Here is a 16,333-nt window from a genome sequence, read left to right as displayed (position 1 = left end):
AAGCTGGTGACCATCCTGAATGCAATGCTTCGGGATAATAAAGAATGGGTGACGACATAGCGCCACCCTTGACTTTAAACACAGCTGCTCTCCCTCACGGGGAGAGGGTCAGGGTGAGGGTAAAAAAACCAGAAGTGATGCAGTGAATACAATTCAAAGTGAACGCAGCAGAAAACTCACCCCTTCTGCCGAACCCTGGCAATAAACTCATCCACCGAATCCACCTGCCCGGCGATCAGAATCAGGAACTTGCCCAGCTCAATCGCGTGGCTGACGCAGGCCAAACGAGTAGCCTCATCCTCGATACTTTCCAGATCGGCGACGTGAGACAACCCCACAGAGCGGCGAATCAACTCGGTGCCGCAGAAGCCCACCGCATCAACCCACACTTTTTGCAGGTAGTGCTCAACGTAGCCTTCCGTTGCCAGCGCCGCGTCGCGTGTTTTCGCGCGGGCAAGCGCCGTAAAGCGCTCAGAGAAGCTCAGCCACAGTTCCTGAATATCTTTCAGACGCTGTTCTCGATGGCTGGCGGCATCCCTCGGACCAAAATGCCCCGGCAGCGCGCAGTAGTTCAGCAACAAGTTGCCGATAGCGGTCCCGAGATCAAATCCGACCGGGCCCACGTAGCCAAATTCAGCGTCGATAGCTTTCAGGCTGCCTTCCGCGACGAAAATCGACCCGCTGTGGATATCGCCGTGCAGCAGCGCTTCCGCGCTTGAGAAGAATTTATGCTTCAGCAACGCCACGGCCAGCTTCAGGTCGCTGTCGCTTCGCAGCCCGGCAACCTGTTGTTCCAGCGCGGCCGGGTAGTTATTTCGCTCGTGGATCTGATACGGATCGTTAAAGAACAGATCTTCGGTGATTTCGCACATTTCCGGATTGATAAAGCGGGCAACCAGCGCCTTCTTATCGTACGGGTGCAGATAAAAATCTGACGTGTGGAACAGCGCTTTGGCCAGATACTCACCAAGCTGACTGGCCGCCTGAGGATAATAAACGCCCTTCACCAGCTCGCCGCGCCAGATACGATGGCTGGAGAGATCTTCCATCACCATCACCGCCAGCTCCGGGTCGTAATGCACCACGTTGACCGTGTGTTCCGGGCTGTGCTGGTAGTGTTCAACCAGCGTCTGCGCCTCAAGGCGAGCGCGGTCCAGCGTCAGCGGCCAGGACTCCCCCACGCAGCGTACATACGGCAGCGCCTGCTTCACGATAGTTCGGCTTACGCCTTGAGTATCAAAGATTTTAAACACCAGATTGAGGTTGCCATCGCCCACTTCCTGCGCCTCCACCAGCTCAGACGGCGTCTGCAGCCCGCCAAACTGTTGAGCATAGGCCACTGCGTCAGCGGCGGTAAAAGTGCGGTAGTGCGACATGGCGATCCTCTCAGAAAATAAAGTTAATTAAGACGTTTGGACGTCTATACATCTGGAAGTCATGTTGGCACAATATACCGCAACAACGCAACATGGAATTAACACGAATGCATAATTTAAAAACCACCAGCCTTGAAGTGCGTGATAACCAGCTTTGGATCCTTGACCAACAGGCGCTACCGCAGCAGAAAAACTGGCTCCCGGCGCACACCGTGTCGCAGTTAGTCGCCCATATTCACGCCCTTAGCGTGCGTGGCGCGCCGCTGATCGGCCTTTCCGCCAGCCTGCTGCTGGCGCTGCTGGCAGAGCAAGGGCTGACAAAAGCTCAGCTCGCTGAGGCGCTGGAAACCCTGCGGGCGTCCCGCCCGACGGCGGTGAACCTGATGAATAACCTCGACCGCATGAAGCAGGCGCTGGCCCAGGAAAACGTTGTGGCTGCTCTCGAAGAAGAAGCGCTGCGGCTGGTGGCGGAAGATAAAGTGCTGTGCGATAACATCGCTCGTGCCGGAGCAGCGCTGGTTAAGCCCGGCAGCCGCCTGCTGACCCACTGCAATACCGGTGGGCTTGCTACCGCAGGCGTCGGCACCGCGCTGGGCGTTATTCAGCGGGCATTTAACGAAGGGAACGTCACCTGCGTTTGGGTGGACGAAACCCGCCCGCTGCTGCAGGGCGGCAGGCTGACGGCATGGGAACTGGGTGAGCTGGGCATTCCTTACCAGCTGATTTGCGATTCAATGGCCGCCAGCCTGATGGCGAAAAAGCAAGTGGATGCCATCTGGGTGGGCGCGGACCGCATCGCCGCGAACGGTGACGTGGCCAACAAGATCGGCACCTACAGCCTGGCCGTGCTGGCGCATTATCACGGTATTCCGTTCTACGTTGCCGCCCCGCACACCACGCTCGACAGAAACTGCCCGAACGGTGAAGCCATTCCGATTGAGCAGCGTGCCGCCAGGGAAGTGACCGGCGTGGCAGGCAGTTTTGGCAGCGTGCAGTGGGCGCCCGAAAACGCAAGCGTGTATAACCCGGCGTTTGATGTCACCCCGGCAGAATTAATTAGCGGCTGGATTTTGGATACGGGCGTGGTGACGCCGGAACAGGTTCGGGATGGGGTATTTTTGCCGAAGAAATAATGCCCCTCACCCCGGCCCTCTCCCCAAGGGGGCGAGGGAGGAAAAACGACATGCAATATTGTTTATTCCCTCTCCCTCTGGGCTGAGGGAGAAAAAACGACATGCGATATTGTTTATTCCCTCTCCCTCTGGGAGAGGGTTAGGGTGAGGGTAAAAACCAGAAGCGACTCGGTGGCTGAGAACGTCGGGAACGCATCTCAGCCGACCCAGAACTGGGAGATAAAAAAGATCGGGAAGTGAACGGCGCAACAGCTGGATTAAAAAGCCTTCCCGAAGGAAGGCTCAACTCAACAACTACGGCAGACGTGGATAAGCATCGGCAATCGCATCGCCGGTGAAGTGCGCCACCCAGCCTTCCGGGTTATCAAAAATACGAATCGCGGTAAAATGCGGCTCGGAACCCATATCAAACCAGTGCGGTGTTCCGGCCGGGACGGAAATCAGGTCGTTCTTCTCGCAGAGGATCTGATACACCTTGTCGTCCAGGTGCAGGCAGAACAGCCCCGCGCCTTCTACGAAGAAACGCACTTCATCTTCGCCGTGGGTATGCTCGGACAGGAATTTGGTCCGCAGCACGTCTTTCTGCGGGTTATCCGCACGCAGGCTGATCACATCCCAGCTCTGATAGCCCTTCTCCGCCACCAGCTTGTCGATAGCATACTGATAAGCGTGAATCACCGTTTCCGGCGTTGGGTCGTTGCCTAAATCCTGGTTCGCTTCCCAGCGTTCAAAACGCACATCTTTGGCGTTCAACTGCTCGCGAATCTCTTGCGCGTCCGTGCTGTGCCATACCGGCTCCTTTGCTTCGGTATCGGTAAAAATGGTCAATGCGCTCATGAAGAAAACGACTCCAGATTAATGTGGTCGAAACGGTTTACCTGGCGATGACGGCTGACGTCATCCGCCTCGCCGCGAATAAGCTGCACGGTTTGCCAGCCGGCTTCCCGTGCGGCATCCAGCTCCTGGTGAATATCTGACAAGAACAGCAGTTCTTCTGGTGCCACGCCGATCTCCACCGCGATGTTGCGGTAGGACTGCGCTTCACGCTTGGCCCCAACGTGGGTATCAAAATAGCCGCTGAACAACTCAGTAATATTCCCGGCGTCGCTGTAGCCAAAGAGCAGCTTCTGCGCCGCCACCGAGCCAGATGAGTAGACATACAGGGCAATACCCTGCTGTTTCCAGGCCTTCAGCGCCGGCAGTACGTCATCATAGAGATGGCCGGTGAAGTCTCCATTCACGTAGCCATCCCGCCAGATAAGGCCCTGCAGCGCCTTTAGCGCGGTAGATTTACGATCTACATCCATGAAGCTAAACAACGTCTCAATCAGCCGCTCAATATCCGCCTGCGGTTCATTAATTTCCGCCCGCAGGTCGTTGAGTATTGGGGCTATTTCATTTTGCTGCTCGCGAACAAAACCCGCGAGGCGTTCGCGGGCATACGGGAACAGGATGTTGTGCACAAAGCGAATGTCGCTGGTGGTGCCTTCAATATCGGTAACAATGGCGCGAATCATCATCTCTCCAGCCGTTAGCGCTGCGTTATGTTGGCAACTGAGGTCATTATTATTTAGACGTCTAAGCGTCTTGATTGCTAAATCTTAACATCGTGTTATAGTCCCGGCAACACAGGGAAACACACGCACCACGTTAAGGTCGAAGAATAATGAGCCACTCCCCTTTGATTCCAGAAAGCAAACTGCCGGCGCTCGGTACCACCATTTTCACGCAAATGAGCGCCCTTGCGCAGCAACACAACGCCATTAACCTCTCCCAGGGATTCCCGGATTTCGATGGCCCGCGCTACCTGCAGGAACGCCTGGCGTTTCACGTCAGCCAGGGCGCGAACCAGTATGCACCGATGACCGGCGTTCCGGCCCTGCGCGAAGCCATCGCCGAGAAAACCGAAGCCCTGTATGGCCACAAGCCGGATGCCAATACCGATATCACGGTCACCGCTGGCGCCACTGAAGCGCTTTACGCCGCCATCACCGCGCTGGTTCGCCCGGGTGATGAAGTGATTTGCTTTGACCCGAGCTACGACAGCTATGCCCCAGCCGTGACGCTTTCCGGCGGCATTCTGAAACGTATTGCCCTCCAGCCGCCGCACTTCCGCGTTGACTGGCAAGAATTTACTGCCCTGCTGAGCGACAAAACCCGCCTCGTCATTCTTAACACGCCGCACAACCCGTCCGCTACCGTCTGGCGAAAAAGTGATTTTGCCGCGCTGTGGCAGGCCATTGAGCAGCACGAAGTCTACGTGCTGAGCGACGAAGTGTACGAGCATATCTGCTTCGACGAAGAAGGCCACGCCAGCGTGCTGGCTCACCCACAGCTGCGAGAGCGCGCTATCTCTGTGTCCTCTTTCGGCAAAACGTTCCATATGACGGGCTGGAAAGTGGGCTACTGCGTGGCACCGGCGGCCATCAGCGCGGAGCTGCGCAAAGTTCACCAGTACCTGACGTTCGCGGTGAATACCCCGGCGCAGCTTGCGATTGCCGACATGCTGCGTGCCGAACCGGAACATTATCGTGAACTGCCGGAATTTTACCGCGCTCGCCGCGACCGCTTTGTTGAGGCGCTGGCGGATAGTCGGTTTGAAATTCTGCCCTGCGAAGGGACTTATTTCCTGCTGGCCGACTACAGCGCAATCTCCGATCTCGACGACGTGAGTTTCTGCCAGTGGCTGACTAAAGAAGTGGGCGTGGCGGCGATCCCGCTGTCGGTGTTCTGCGCGGATGCTTTCCCGCATAAGCTGATTCGCCTGTGCTTTGCCAAGCAGGAAGCGACGCTGGACGCCGCAGCAGAAAGGTTACGTCAGGTATAAAGCGACATTCCCCGTCGGCGGACGGGGAAAATTACAGGCTGAGGATCTCTTTGACGAACGGAATAGTGAGCTTGCGCTGGGCGGTAATAGAAGCGTGGTCGAGCTGATCGAGCGTCATAAACAGGGTACGCATTTCGCGATCGAGGCGTTTTAACAGGAAACGCCCCACGTCTTCCGGCAGCTCAAACCCCCGCAGCCTGGAACGCAGCTGCAGCGCCTGCAGCTTGTCGTCATCGGAAAGCGGCTGCAGCTTGTAGATTTGCCCCCAGTCCAGGCGGGAAGCCAGGTCAGGCAACTGCAAATTTAGCTGGCGAGGCGGCCTGTCGCCGGTGATCAGCAGGCGAGTTTTCCCGGATTCCAGAATGCGATTATAAAGATTGAAGATCGCCATTTCCCACGGCTCATCCCCGGCCACGCATTCGATATTGTCGATGCAAACCAGCGACAGCTGCTCCATCCCGTCCAGCACTTCCGGCACAAACCAGGTGCGCTTATCCAGCGGCACATAGCCCACGGCTTCACCGCGCTGGGAAAGCTCTGCGCAGGCCGCATGCAGCAAATGGCTGCGCCCGCCGCCTTCACGCGACCAGAAATAGATGTACCCGCTGTGATCCTGACGGAGTACCGCCTGCAGGGCGGCTAATAAAGAAGGGTTGTCACCCGGCCAGAAACTCGCAAAGGTTTCGTCGTCGGGAAGATAGAGTGGCAGTGAGAGCTGTGCCGGCGTATTCAGAAGTACCTCAACCATAACAGGCAGAAAATCGAAACGAGTCTAACACAGAATGGCTGAGGTTTAGAACCGGGCGAGGATCCGCCCGGCGAGGAAACGATCAGGCCTGCGCGTCGTTGTCTTTCGCGTCAAGCACGACTTCTTCCGGGCGCAGTATGCTGATAAGTTTGAAAATAAGGCTCAGGCCAACGCCGACGATGGTCGCCAGCGCCATGCCTTTCAGCTCTGCCGCACCGATGTGCACCTTCGCCCCGCTCACCCCGATGATCAGGATCACGGAGGTCAGGATCAGGTTTTGTGCTTTGCTGTAATCCACTTTGGATTCGATCAGCACGCGAATACCGGAGGCGCCGATCACTCCGTACAGCAGCAAAGAAACGCCGCCCATCACCGGCACCGGGATGATTTGAATCGCCGCCGCAAGCTTACCGACGCAGGAAAGCAGAATGGCGATAATTGCCGCGCCGCCGATAACCCAGGTTGAATACACGCGGGTGATCGCCATGACGCCGATGTTCTCACCGTAGGTGGTGTTTGGTGTGGAACCAAAGAAGCCGGAGAACACGGTTGAAATGCCGTTGGCAAACATTGAGCGGTGCAGGCCCGGGTCGCGAATCAGGTCTTTTTTCACGATATTCGCAGTGACCACAAGGTGGCCTACGTGTTCGGCAATAACCACCAGCGCCGCAGGCAGAATGGTGAAGATAGCGAACCATTCAAAGCGAGGTGTATAGAAGGTTGGCAGCGCGAACCAGTGCGCTTCGCGGATTGGCGTCACGTCTACCACACCCATAGCGAAGGAGAGCGCGTAGCCCGCCAGCACGCCGATGAGAATCGGGATAATGGCCATAAAACCACGGAACAGCACGGAACCAAACACCGTCACCGCCAGCGTGACCAGCGAGATAATAATGGTGGTGGAATCCGGGGATGCGCCTTCCGCAGGCAGCAGCCCAGCCATGTTGGCCGCCACGCCCGCCAGCTCAAGGCCGATAACCGCAACAATCGCGCCCATCGCCGCCGGAGGGAACATCACGTCCAGCCAGCCTGTACCGGCTTTTTTCACAATCAGCGCCACGATGCAGAACAGCACGCCGCACATAATGAATCCGCCGAGCGCCACTTCATATCCCAGCGGCAGCAGCAGCAAGACCGGAGAGATAAACGCGAAGCTGGAGCCGAGATAAGCCGGGATTTTGCCTTTACAGATGAACAGGTAAAGCAGAGTGCCGATGCCGTTAAACAGCAGCACCGTGGCCGGGTTGATGTGGAACAGAATTGGCACCAGCACGGTCGCGCCGAACATGGCGAACAGATGCTGCAGGCTCAACGGAATCGTTTGCAGTAAGGGCGGGCGTTCACTTACCCCAATGGCGCGGCGGGTCATGTTGTTTTCCTCTGAGTGTTATTTTTAACGAACGGTGTTTGCTGCAATCAAAAAAAAGCCGACTTTCAAAGTCGGCTGATGAATCTTATTTGGTTCCGAATATCTTATCGCCCGCATCACCGAGGCCAGGAATAATGTACCCGTGCTCGTTGAGGCCCTGATCGATAGACGCGGTGTACAGCTCCACGTCCGGGTGCGCTTTTTCCAGCGCGGCGATGCCTTCCGGCGCGGCAACCAGCACCAGTACCTTAATGCTGGTACAGCCCGCTTTTTTCAGCAGGTCGATGGTGGCAATCATAGAGCCGCCGGTCGCCAGCATCGGGTCGACCACCAGCGCCATACGTTCTTCTATATTAGAAACCAGCTTCTGGAAGTAAGGCACCGGCTGCAGGGTTTCTTCATCGCGGTAAACGCCGACGACGCTGATACGCGCGCTTGGTACGTTTTCCAGAACGCCTTCCATCATACCCAGACCGGCACGTAGAATTGGCACAACGGTAATTTTCTTGCCTTTGATCTGGTCGACTTCCACCGGGCCGTTCCAGCCTTCGATGGTGACTTTCTCGGTTTCCAGATCCGCAGTGGCTTCATAGGTAAGCAGGCTGCCTACTTCAGAGGCGAGTTCACGAAAGCGCTTGGTGCTGATGTCTTGCTCGCGCATCAGGCCCAGCTTGTGTTTGACGAGTGGGTGTTTCACTTCCACGATCTTCATACTCTTTCTCCCCCGAGATAGTTGGCTACCACAAAAAAAATCGCCGGATTATACCGCTTTTTTGCCGCTGCGCTACAGCTAATGGGATGATCGAGATCAACCGGACTGGATTGAGTCTATCTCAGGAATTCTTTTCTTGCCGATGATAAGAGGCTCGCAAACGTTTGCCTGCACTGTTAGAATTGCCGCGTTTTTCTTATATACCACCCGTGGGGAACGAGCAGTGACCGATAAAACCTCTCTCAGCTATAAAGATGCCGGTGTAGATATTGATGCTGGTAACGCTCTGGTCGACAGAATTAAAGGCGTAGTGAAAAAAACCCGCCGCCCGGAAGTAATGGGTGGACTGGGCGGTTTCGGTGCGCTGTGCGCGTTGCCTCAGAAATATCGCGAACCGGTTCTGGTTTCCGGCACCGACGGTGTGGGCACCAAGCTGCGTCTGGCCATGGATTTAAAACGCCACGACGCGATCGGCATTGACCTCGTCGCCATGTGCGTGAACGACCTGGTGGTCCAGGGCGCCGAGCCGCTGTTCTTCCTTGACTACTACGCTACCGGCAAACTGGACGTAGATACCGCCGCCAGCGTTATCACCGGCATCGCCGAAGGCTGCCTGCAGTCAGGCTGCTCGCTGGTGGGCGGTGAAACCGCTGAAATGCCGGGCATGTATCACGGGGAAGACTACGACGTGGCCGGGTTCTGCGTCGGCGTGGTTGAGAAGTCTGAAATCATCGACGGGTCTAAAGTTGCCGATGGCGATGTCCTGATTGCGCTGGGCTCAAGCGGCCCGCACTCCAACGGCTACTCGCTGGTGCGCAAAGTGCTGGAAGTGAGCGGCACCGACCCGCTGACCACCGAACTGGAAGGGAAACCGCTGGCGGACCACCTGCTCGAGCCAACCCGCATTTACGTGAAAAACATCCTTGAACTGATTGAAAACGTGGATGTTCACGCCATCGCCCACCTGACCGGCGGCGGCTTCTGGGAAAATATCCCGCGCGTGCTGCCGGACAACACCCAGGCCGTGATCGCCGAATCTTCCTGGCAGTGGCCAGCGGTCTTCAACTGGCTGCAGCAGGCTGGCAACATCAGCCGCCACGAAATGTACCGCACCTTTAACTGCGGCGTGGGCATGGTCATTGCGCTGCCGGCAGCAGAAGCGGATAAAGCCGTTGCGCTGATGCAGGCCAAAGGTGAAAAGGCGTGGAAAATCGGTATCATCAAGGCATCTGATTCCGAAGAGCGCGTGGTTATTGAGTAATGAAACACATTGTGGTGCTGATTTCCGGTAACGGAAGCAATCTGCAGGCGATCATTGACGCCTGCCAGCAGAAGAAGATTAACGGCACCATCAGCGCGGTGTTCAGCAATAAGGCCGACGCGTTCGGCCTTGAGCGAGCCCGCGAGGCCGGGATCCCGACCCACGCGCTGGCGGCAAGCGAGTTTGCCAGCCGCGAAGCGTTCGATCGCCAGCTGATGCAGGAGATTGACGCCTACGCGCCAGACGTCGTGGTGCTGGCGGGTTATATGCGCATTCTCAGCCCTGCTTTTGTGGCGCGCTACAGCGGTCGTTTACTCAACATTCACCCTTCCCTGCTGCCGAAATATCCCGGTCTGCATACCCACCGCCAGGTGCTGGAAAACGGCGACGAAGAGCACGGCACCTCCGTGCATTTTGTCACTGACGAACTGGACGGCGGCCCGGTCATTCTGCAGGCCAAAGTGCCGGTATTTGAAGGGGATGATGAGGACGAAATCACCGCTCGCGTTCAGCATCAGGAACACGCGATTTACCCGCTGGTCGTCAGCTGGTTCCTCGACGATCGCCTAAAAATGCGCCAAAACGCCGCCTGGCTTGATGGCGTACAGCTGCCCCCGCAGGGACATGCAGCAGAATAATTTAACTAAAAAGGGCTTCGGCCCTTTTTTTGTGTCTGTCTCTCATAAAGTTGTCATGGTCAGATGAGAGAGTTTCATCTGCATAGTTGGACATTCTCCGCTAAAGCTCGCCATAATAACTGACGTGACGGTGACGGCATTGCCACGTCCACGAAAACGGAGTGTGAGGACTAATGGGTCAGGATAAGCTGTATATCGAAAAAGAACTGAGCTGGTTGTCTTTTAACGAACGCGTTCTGCAGGAAGCGGCGGACAAGCTCAACCCGTTGATTGAAAGGATGCGTTTTCTCGGCATCTACTCCAATAACCTCGATGAATTCTATAAAGTGCGTTTCGCCGAACTAAAGCGCCGCATTTTAATCAGTGAAGAACAGGGTTCTCCTTCCAACCAGCGCCATCTGCTGAATAAAATTCAGGCCCGGGTGCTGAAGGCCGATCAGGAATTTGACAGCCTGTATAACGAGTTGCTGCTGGAGATGGCGCGCAACCAAATCTTCCTGATTAACGAACGCCAGCTTTCCGAAAATCAGCAAAGCTGGCTGCGCAGCTACTTCAAGCATCAGCTTCGCCCGCACATCACGCCGATTTTGATCAACCGCGATACCGACCTGGTGCAGTTCCTGAAGGATGACTACACCTATCTGGCGGTCGAAATTATTCGCGGGGACAGCATTCGCTACGCGCTGCTGGAGATCCCGTCAGACAAAGTGCCGCGGTTTGTGAACCTGCCGCCGGAAGCGCCACGTCGCCGCAAGCCGATGATCCTGCTGGATAACATCCTGCGCTATTGCCTGGACGAGATCTTCAAAGGGTTCTTCGACTACGACGCGCTCAACGCCTATTCAATGAAGATGACGCGTGACGCCGAGTACGACCTGGTCACCGAAATGGAATCCAGCCTGCTGGAACTGATGTCCTCCAGCCTGAAACAGCGCCTGACCGCCGAGCCGGTGCGCTTTGTTTATCAGCGCGATATGCCGGATGCGATGGTGGAAATGCTGCGCGACAAGCTGACCATTTCCAACTACGACTCAATCATTCCCGGCGGGCGCTACCACAACTTCAAAGACTTTATTGGCTTCCCGAACGTCGGGAAAGCTAACCTGGTGAATAAGCCGCTGCCTCGCCTGCGCCACATCTGGTTCGATAAATTCCGTAACGGATTCGACGCCATTCGCGAACGCGATGTCCTGCTTTATTACCCGTACCACACCTTCGAACACGTCCTTGAGTTGCTGCGCCAGGCCTCCTTCGACCCGAGCGTGCTGGCGATTAAAATCAATATTTACCGCGTGGCAAAAGACTCGCGCATTATTGATTCGATGATCCACGCCGCGCATAACGGCAAGAAAGTGACCGTGGTGGTTGAGCTGCAGGCGCGTTTCGACGAAGAGGCGAACATCCACTGGGCGAAGCGCCTTACCGAGGCGGGCGTCCACGTAATCTTCTCCGCGCCGGGGCTGAAAATTCACGCCAAACTGTTCCTTATCTCGCGAATGGAAGGCGAAGAGATTGTGCGTTATGCGCACATCGGGACCGGTAACTTTAACGAGAAAACCGCCCGTCTTTATACGGACTATTCCCTGTTAACCGCCGATGCGCGTATCACCAACGAAGTGCGTCGCGTATTTAACTTTATCGAAAACCCGTATCGCCCGGTGACCTTCGACTATCTGCTGGTGTCGCCGCAGAACTCGCGCCGCCTGCTTTACGATTTGGTCGATCGCGAAATCAAAAATGCCCAAAACGGGCAACCTGCCGGGATCACGCTGAAGCTGAATAACCTGGTGGACAAAGGCCTGGTGGACAGACTTTATGCCGCGTCCAGCGCGGGCGTGAAGGTGAACCTGCTGATACGCGGCATGTGTTCGCTGATTCCAGAACTCGACGGGATCAGCGATAATATCCGCGTGCAGAGTATCGTTGACCGTTACCTCGAGCACGACCGGGTCTATATTTTTGAAAACGGTGGCGATAAAAAAGTCTTCCTCTCCTCAGCCGACTGGATGACCCGTAACATCGACTACCGCATTGAAGTGGCCGTCCCGGTCCTCGATCCGCGCCTGAAGCAGCGTATGCTCGATATTATCGATATCCAGCTGAACGACACGGTGAAAGCGCGCATCATCGACAAAGAACTGAGTAATCGCTATGTGCCGCGCGGCAACCGCCGGAAAGTGCGTTCGCAACTGGCGATCTACGATTATATTAAAACTCTGGAACAACCTGACTAACGCTCTCAGGCGAAGATAAAATTATGCCGATATCAAACCATGCTCCACGGCCGCAGGAATTTGCTGCGGTCGACCTCGGCTCGAACAGCTTCCACATGGTCATTGCCCGTGTGGTGGATGGCGCCATGCAAATCATTGGCCGCCTGAAGCAGCGCGTGCACCTCGCGGATGGCCTCGGGCCCGATAACAAATTAAGCGAGGAGGCCATGGAGCGTGGGCTCTCCTGCCTGGCGCTGTTTGCCGAACGCCTGCAGGGATTTGCAGCAGACAACGTGTGCATTGTGGGCACCCACTCGCTTCGCGAGGCCACCAATGCCGCCGAGTTTCTGAAACGCGCTGAGAAAGTGATCCCCTACCCCATTGAAATCATTCCCGGGAACGAAGAAGCCCGTCTGATTTTTATGGGCGTGGAACACACTCAGCCGGAGAAAGGCCGCAAGCTGGTGATTGATATCGGCGGGGGCTCCACCGAACTGGTGATCGGCGAAGATTTTGAGCCGATGCTGGTGGAAAGCCGCCGTATGGGCTGCGTCAGCTTCGCGCAAAACTTCTTCCCCGGCGGCATCATCAGCCCGGAAAGCTTCAAGCGCGCCCGCATGGCGGCGATCCAAAAACTGGAAACCCTTGCCTGGCAATATCGCCTGCAGGGCTGGAAAGTCGCGATGGGCGCCTCTGGCTCCATCAAAGCGGCGCATGAAGTGCTGATTGAGATGGGCGAAAAAGACGGGATGATCACCCCGGAGCGCCTGGAGATGCTGCAGCAGGAAGTGCTGAAGTTTAAAACCTTCGACGCCCTGAGCCTGCCGGGCCTGTCCGAAGAGCGTAAAGCGGTGTTTGTGCCTGGGCTGGCCATTCTCTGCGGCGTATTTGATGCGCTCGCCATCCGCGAGCTGCGTCTTTCTGACGGCGCGCTGCGCGAAGGCGTGCTGTACGAAATGGAAGGCCGTTTCCGCCATCAGGATATTCGTATTCGCACCGCGCAAAGCCTGGCGGAGCAGTACCACATCGACAGCGATCAGGCCCGCCGGGTGCTGGAAACCGTTGAGCTGCTGTACCAACAGTGGGAAACACAGAACCACAAGCTGGCAAACCCACAGATGGCCGCGCTGCTGAAATGGGCCGCGATGCTGCACGAAGTCGGGCTGAGCATCAACCACAGCGGGATGCACCGCCACTCGGCCTATATTCTGCAAAACAGCAACCTGCCGGGCTTCAACCAGGAACAGCAGGTGCTGATGGCCTCCCTGGTGCGCTACCATCGTAAGGCCATCAAGCTGGACGATCTGCCGCGCTTCACGCTGTTTAAAAAGAAACAGTTCCTGCCGCTGATTCAGCTGATTCGCCTGGCTACGCTGCTGAATAACCAGCGCCAGGCGACAACCACGCCGCCAACGCTGGTGCTGGAAACCGACGACAACCACTGGACGCTGCGCTTCCCGCACGACTGGTTCAGCCAGAACACGCTGGTACAGCTGGATTTGGAGCGCGAACAGCTCTATTGGGAAAGTATGACCGGGTGGAAGCTGATCATTGAGGAAGAGGCCGAAGAGGCGCTCTCCGCCTGATTCACTCCATCAGCCCCCTGGCGTCTTCCGGCGCAGGGGGCTTTGTTCTTCTACAAGGCTCTCCAGCGGCTGAGGGCGACCAATCAAATACCCCTGAACATAATCCATGCCCATCGCCCGGACGGCATCTTTCAACGCCTGCGTTTCCACATATTCCGCCACGACCTGCATCTTCTTCATTCTTGCCAGCTGGCATATCGAACTCACTACCTGGTAATCCAGGCTGCTGGTTAAAATATTGCGGATAAAACTGCCGTCGATTTTAAGGATATCGGCGCTCAGCTCTTTGAGACGTGCATAGCTGGCATAGCCGGTGCCAAAGTCGTCGATAGCCACCCGGCAACCCATGCGCTGCAGCATTTTCAACGTCACATTGGCCTGTTCAAGATTGGTTAAAGAGTGACTTTCTGTGACTTCGAAGACCAGTTGCCACGGCTCAATGCGGTACTTCGTCAGCAAATGCTGGACATCATCCGGAAGCTGAGCCTGGCACACTGAAGCGGGCGTCAGGTTAATGGCAAGCCGGCAGCCAGGCAAACTGTCGCGGTGCTTATCCATAAACTGCAGGGCGGCATTCAGCACCCAGCGGTCAATGCGGGAGGAAAGCCCAAACTCATGGGCGACGGGCAAAAAGAGATCCGGCGACAGCAATTCGCCTTTATCGCCACGCATCCGCAGCAGCACCTCGTAGTAGGCGTCGCCCCGCAGCCCTTCAATACGCTGCGCCATCAGCACAAACAGGTCCCGGTCGAGCGCGTCTTGCAGGCGGTTCATCATTTCAACTTTGCGTTTGACCGCATTCTGAATGTGATTGGAGCCTTTTTGCTGCAGGCTTTCGGGCTGCTGCGTGGAGAGCGACACGCCGGCCATGGTGCTTAACTCACCGAGCAACAAGTAGAGATGGGACACCGGATGACGCACAAAGCAGTAGCTAATGCCGATTTGCGGCTGCAGCGGCATCCCGTCCCACATAAAGCGGAACCGCCGGGCGTGGGCGTAAAGGGACTCAATTTTAGCCTGATGGGATTCATAATTGAGGCGCAGAGCGAGGTCGTGCCCGGAAAGGTTGTACACCCTCTCGCCGGGCGACAGCTGGCCGCGCAAATACTCTGCCAGCTGCTGTTTGTATTGAATGCGTAGCAAAACGCCGTAGTTTCGCCCCAGCAGCTCCAGCTCGGGAATCGACACAAACCCTAGCGCCGACCAGGGCGTATTCCCCAGGTCGCGAGATAACGCGCGTAGATTCGGCATCTGCATCATCGGATCGATAAACGCCACGCGGCGGGCTTTATAGTGCAAGAAGCGCTGTCGGGTGGTGACCGACGCCATTAAATAGATGGTAATGGAGAACACTGCATAACAGGACGACGCAATGGCCAAATGCAGCTGAAAGCCCATATCCGGCGGCAAGTAATTGTGGAAACCACCGCAGAGAATAATCAGCACCACGCTCCAGGCGTTGGTAATAAACAGAAAGCCGAAACGCATCGCCCCCCATAGCATCACGGGCAGAATAAGCGTCAGCGTGTAATCGGTATTAAAAATCGTTTTGTTCTGGCTAATCGGGTACAACAGCAGCCAAATAAGCAAACCGACGAGAGCCGCCCACAGCAACATCTCACTTCGCGTCACGCCCTTCTGCCGCTGCCCCCGCATACGGGACCAGAAGCTTTTGATAAAGCGCGGGTGCACTATCATTCGCAAAATAAAATAGAAGAACGGCAGCCCGGTTAATCCCCCCACCAGCACGGCCTGGAAATTAATTAATGTCCGGGCGCTCCACGGCGTGGCGGACAGAATAGAAAAGCTCCGATCGTACCAGCCTAAAAATAACGCCAGTTCATAGAACACCAGAAATAGCGCAGCGTTTACCAGCACCAGCCAAAACATACGCTGAGCGGTGAGCTGAATCATGCCAAAGGTCACCGCGTTGCGTCGCGGCACAAAATAGCGGTAACAGCTCCAGCTGACCGTAATCGGCACGATAAAGTGTAAGACGGCCAGCAGCGCAACCCACCCGCCTTCCGAGGGCAGATAGCGAATCAGCAGCGCCAGAACAATGCCCGGAATAGCCGCGCGCCCAAACAGCACGATGCATGCAGTTAGCAGCGGGAGCGACATATAAAGCAGAAAAACTCTCCCGCCATCCAACACCGTTTGCGCGTTGAACGTTGCCACCAGCGGCAATAGAAGGCTGGGGAGAATCAGGGGCTGTGCCCACCATTTATTTTTTGATTTTTTATACCAGCTAACCAGTTGCATACTTCTTCGCCAAAACCCCTGTTCCTCTTCGGGTATCTCCCGGATATCCTTTCCGGTTAGTTACGGCCCATCTTCCGTTTGTACGGGGGGCAAATTTTAGTTCGCTAACATTAAGAATAATTGATGCATATCAGTATCAATTCAATGAATCACTGCTGAGGTAAAATTCAGACTGAATATGATTCATCTTAGTTCACAACAAATTCAC

General features: G+C 56.1%; 13 protein-coding genes. 6 read left to right on the top strand and 7 right to left on the bottom strand.

From position 1 onward, the window contains the following. Positions 1-176 precede the first annotated feature (176 nt). Entirely contained in the window at positions 177-1,376 is a 1,200-nt protein-coding gene (mtnK, locus tag B9Y90_RS14195) for an S-methyl-5-thioribose kinase (protein ID WP_085541607.1), read from the bottom strand. 107 nt (positions 1,377-1,483) lie between these two features. Between mtnK and mtnA the strand changes: the two genes are divergently transcribed. Continuing rightward, complete coding sequence (gene mtnA / locus B9Y90_RS14190) at positions 1,484-2,509, top strand: S-methyl-5-thioribose-1-phosphate isomerase (protein ID WP_085541606.1); 1,026 nt, start codon at positions 1,484-1,486, stop codon at positions 2,507-2,509. A gap of 294 nt (positions 2,510-2,803) precedes the next feature. Here the strand turns inward: mtnA and B9Y90_RS14185 are convergent, their stop codons facing one another. Together B9Y90_RS14185 and mtnC are read right to left on the bottom strand one after the other, a co-directional pair. Further along, complete coding sequence (locus tag B9Y90_RS14185; RefSeq protein ID WP_085541605.1) at positions 2,804-3,346, bottom strand: 1,2-dihydroxy-3-keto-5-methylthiopentene dioxygenase; 543 nt, start codon at positions 3,344-3,346, stop codon at positions 2,804-2,806. After that, the gene (gene mtnC, locus B9Y90_RS14180) at positions 3,343-4,026 is read right to left on the bottom strand and encodes an acireductone synthase (protein WP_085541604.1); all 684 of its coding nucleotides are present in this window, start codon (positions 4,024-4,026) and stop codon (positions 3,343-3,345) included. Before mtnC ends, B9Y90_RS14185 begins: the two co-directional genes overlap by 4 nt. A 149-nt stretch (positions 4,027-4,175) precedes the next feature. Here mtnC and B9Y90_RS14175 point away from each other — a divergent pair, with 149 nt between their 5' ends. Next, positions 4,176-5,336: a pyridoxal phosphate-dependent aminotransferase gene (locus B9Y90_RS14175; RefSeq protein ID WP_085541603.1), complete on the top strand. Its 1,161-nt coding sequence runs from the start codon at positions 4,176-4,178 to the stop codon at positions 5,334-5,336. Between the two features lie 31 nt (positions 5,337-5,367). Here B9Y90_RS14175 and B9Y90_RS14170 read toward each other — a convergent pair whose 3' ends face one another. The 3 genes from B9Y90_RS14170 to upp all read right to left on the bottom strand — a co-directional run bounded on the left by B9Y90_RS14170 (position 5,368) and on the right by upp (position 8,165). Further along, a complete protein-coding gene (locus B9Y90_RS14170) occupies positions 5,368-6,069 on the bottom strand; it encodes a DnaA inactivator Hda (RefSeq protein WP_213715630.1) in 702 nt (233 codons plus the stop codon). A 97-nt stretch (positions 6,070-6,166) separates the two neighbouring features. Continuing rightward, entirely contained in the window at positions 6,167-7,453 is a 1,287-nt protein-coding gene (gene uraA, locus B9Y90_RS14165; RefSeq protein ID WP_039296041.1) for a uracil permease, read from the bottom strand. 85 nt (positions 7,454-7,538) lie between these two features. Next, positions 7,539-8,165: a uracil phosphoribosyltransferase gene (gene upp, locus B9Y90_RS14160; protein WP_008459367.1), complete on the bottom strand. Its 627-nt coding sequence runs from the start codon at positions 8,163-8,165 to the stop codon at positions 7,539-7,541. A gap of 223 nt (positions 8,166-8,388) precedes the next feature. Here upp and purM point away from each other — a divergent pair, with 223 nt between their 5' ends. The 4 genes from purM (at position 8,389) to ppx (ending at position 13,863) form a co-directional block, all read left to right on the top strand. Further along, positions 8,389-9,426, top strand: a complete 1,038-nt coding sequence (gene purM / locus B9Y90_RS14155) for a phosphoribosylformylglycinamidine cyclo-ligase (protein WP_039296043.1) — start codon at positions 8,389-8,391, stop codon at positions 9,424-9,426. Further along, positions 9,426-10,064, top strand: a complete 639-nt coding sequence (gene purN, locus B9Y90_RS14150) for a phosphoribosylglycinamide formyltransferase (protein WP_039296046.1) — start codon at positions 9,426-9,428, stop codon at positions 10,062-10,064. The genes purM and purN overlap by 1 nt, the downstream gene beginning before the upstream one ends. Before the next feature lie 173 nt (positions 10,065-10,237). Next, complete coding sequence (gene ppk1, locus B9Y90_RS14145; protein ID WP_039296048.1) at positions 10,238-12,298, top strand: polyphosphate kinase 1; 2,061 nt, start codon at positions 10,238-10,240, stop codon at positions 12,296-12,298. A gap of 23 nt (positions 12,299-12,321) precedes the next feature. Further along, positions 12,322-13,863 (top strand): exopolyphosphatase, encoded by a 1,542-nt coding sequence (gene ppx / locus B9Y90_RS14140; protein ID WP_039296050.1) that lies wholly within the window; start codon positions 12,322-12,324, stop codon positions 13,861-13,863. A 9-nt stretch (positions 13,864-13,872) separates the two neighbouring features. Here ppx and B9Y90_RS14135 read toward each other — a convergent pair whose 3' ends face one another. Continuing rightward, positions 13,873-16,125, bottom strand: coding sequence for an EAL domain-containing protein (locus B9Y90_RS14135; protein WP_139827393.1), 2,253 nt, complete (start codon positions 16,123-16,125; stop codon positions 13,873-13,875). Positions 16,126-16,333 lie beyond the last annotated feature (208 nt).

Source organism: Cedecea sp. NFIX57 (assembly GCF_900177785.1).
In the GTDB taxonomy this organism is placed as follows: domain Bacteria; phylum Pseudomonadota; class Gammaproteobacteria; order Enterobacterales; family Enterobacteriaceae; genus Cedecea; species Cedecea neteri_C.
This window is presented reverse-complemented; position numbering and strand designations above follow the sequence as displayed.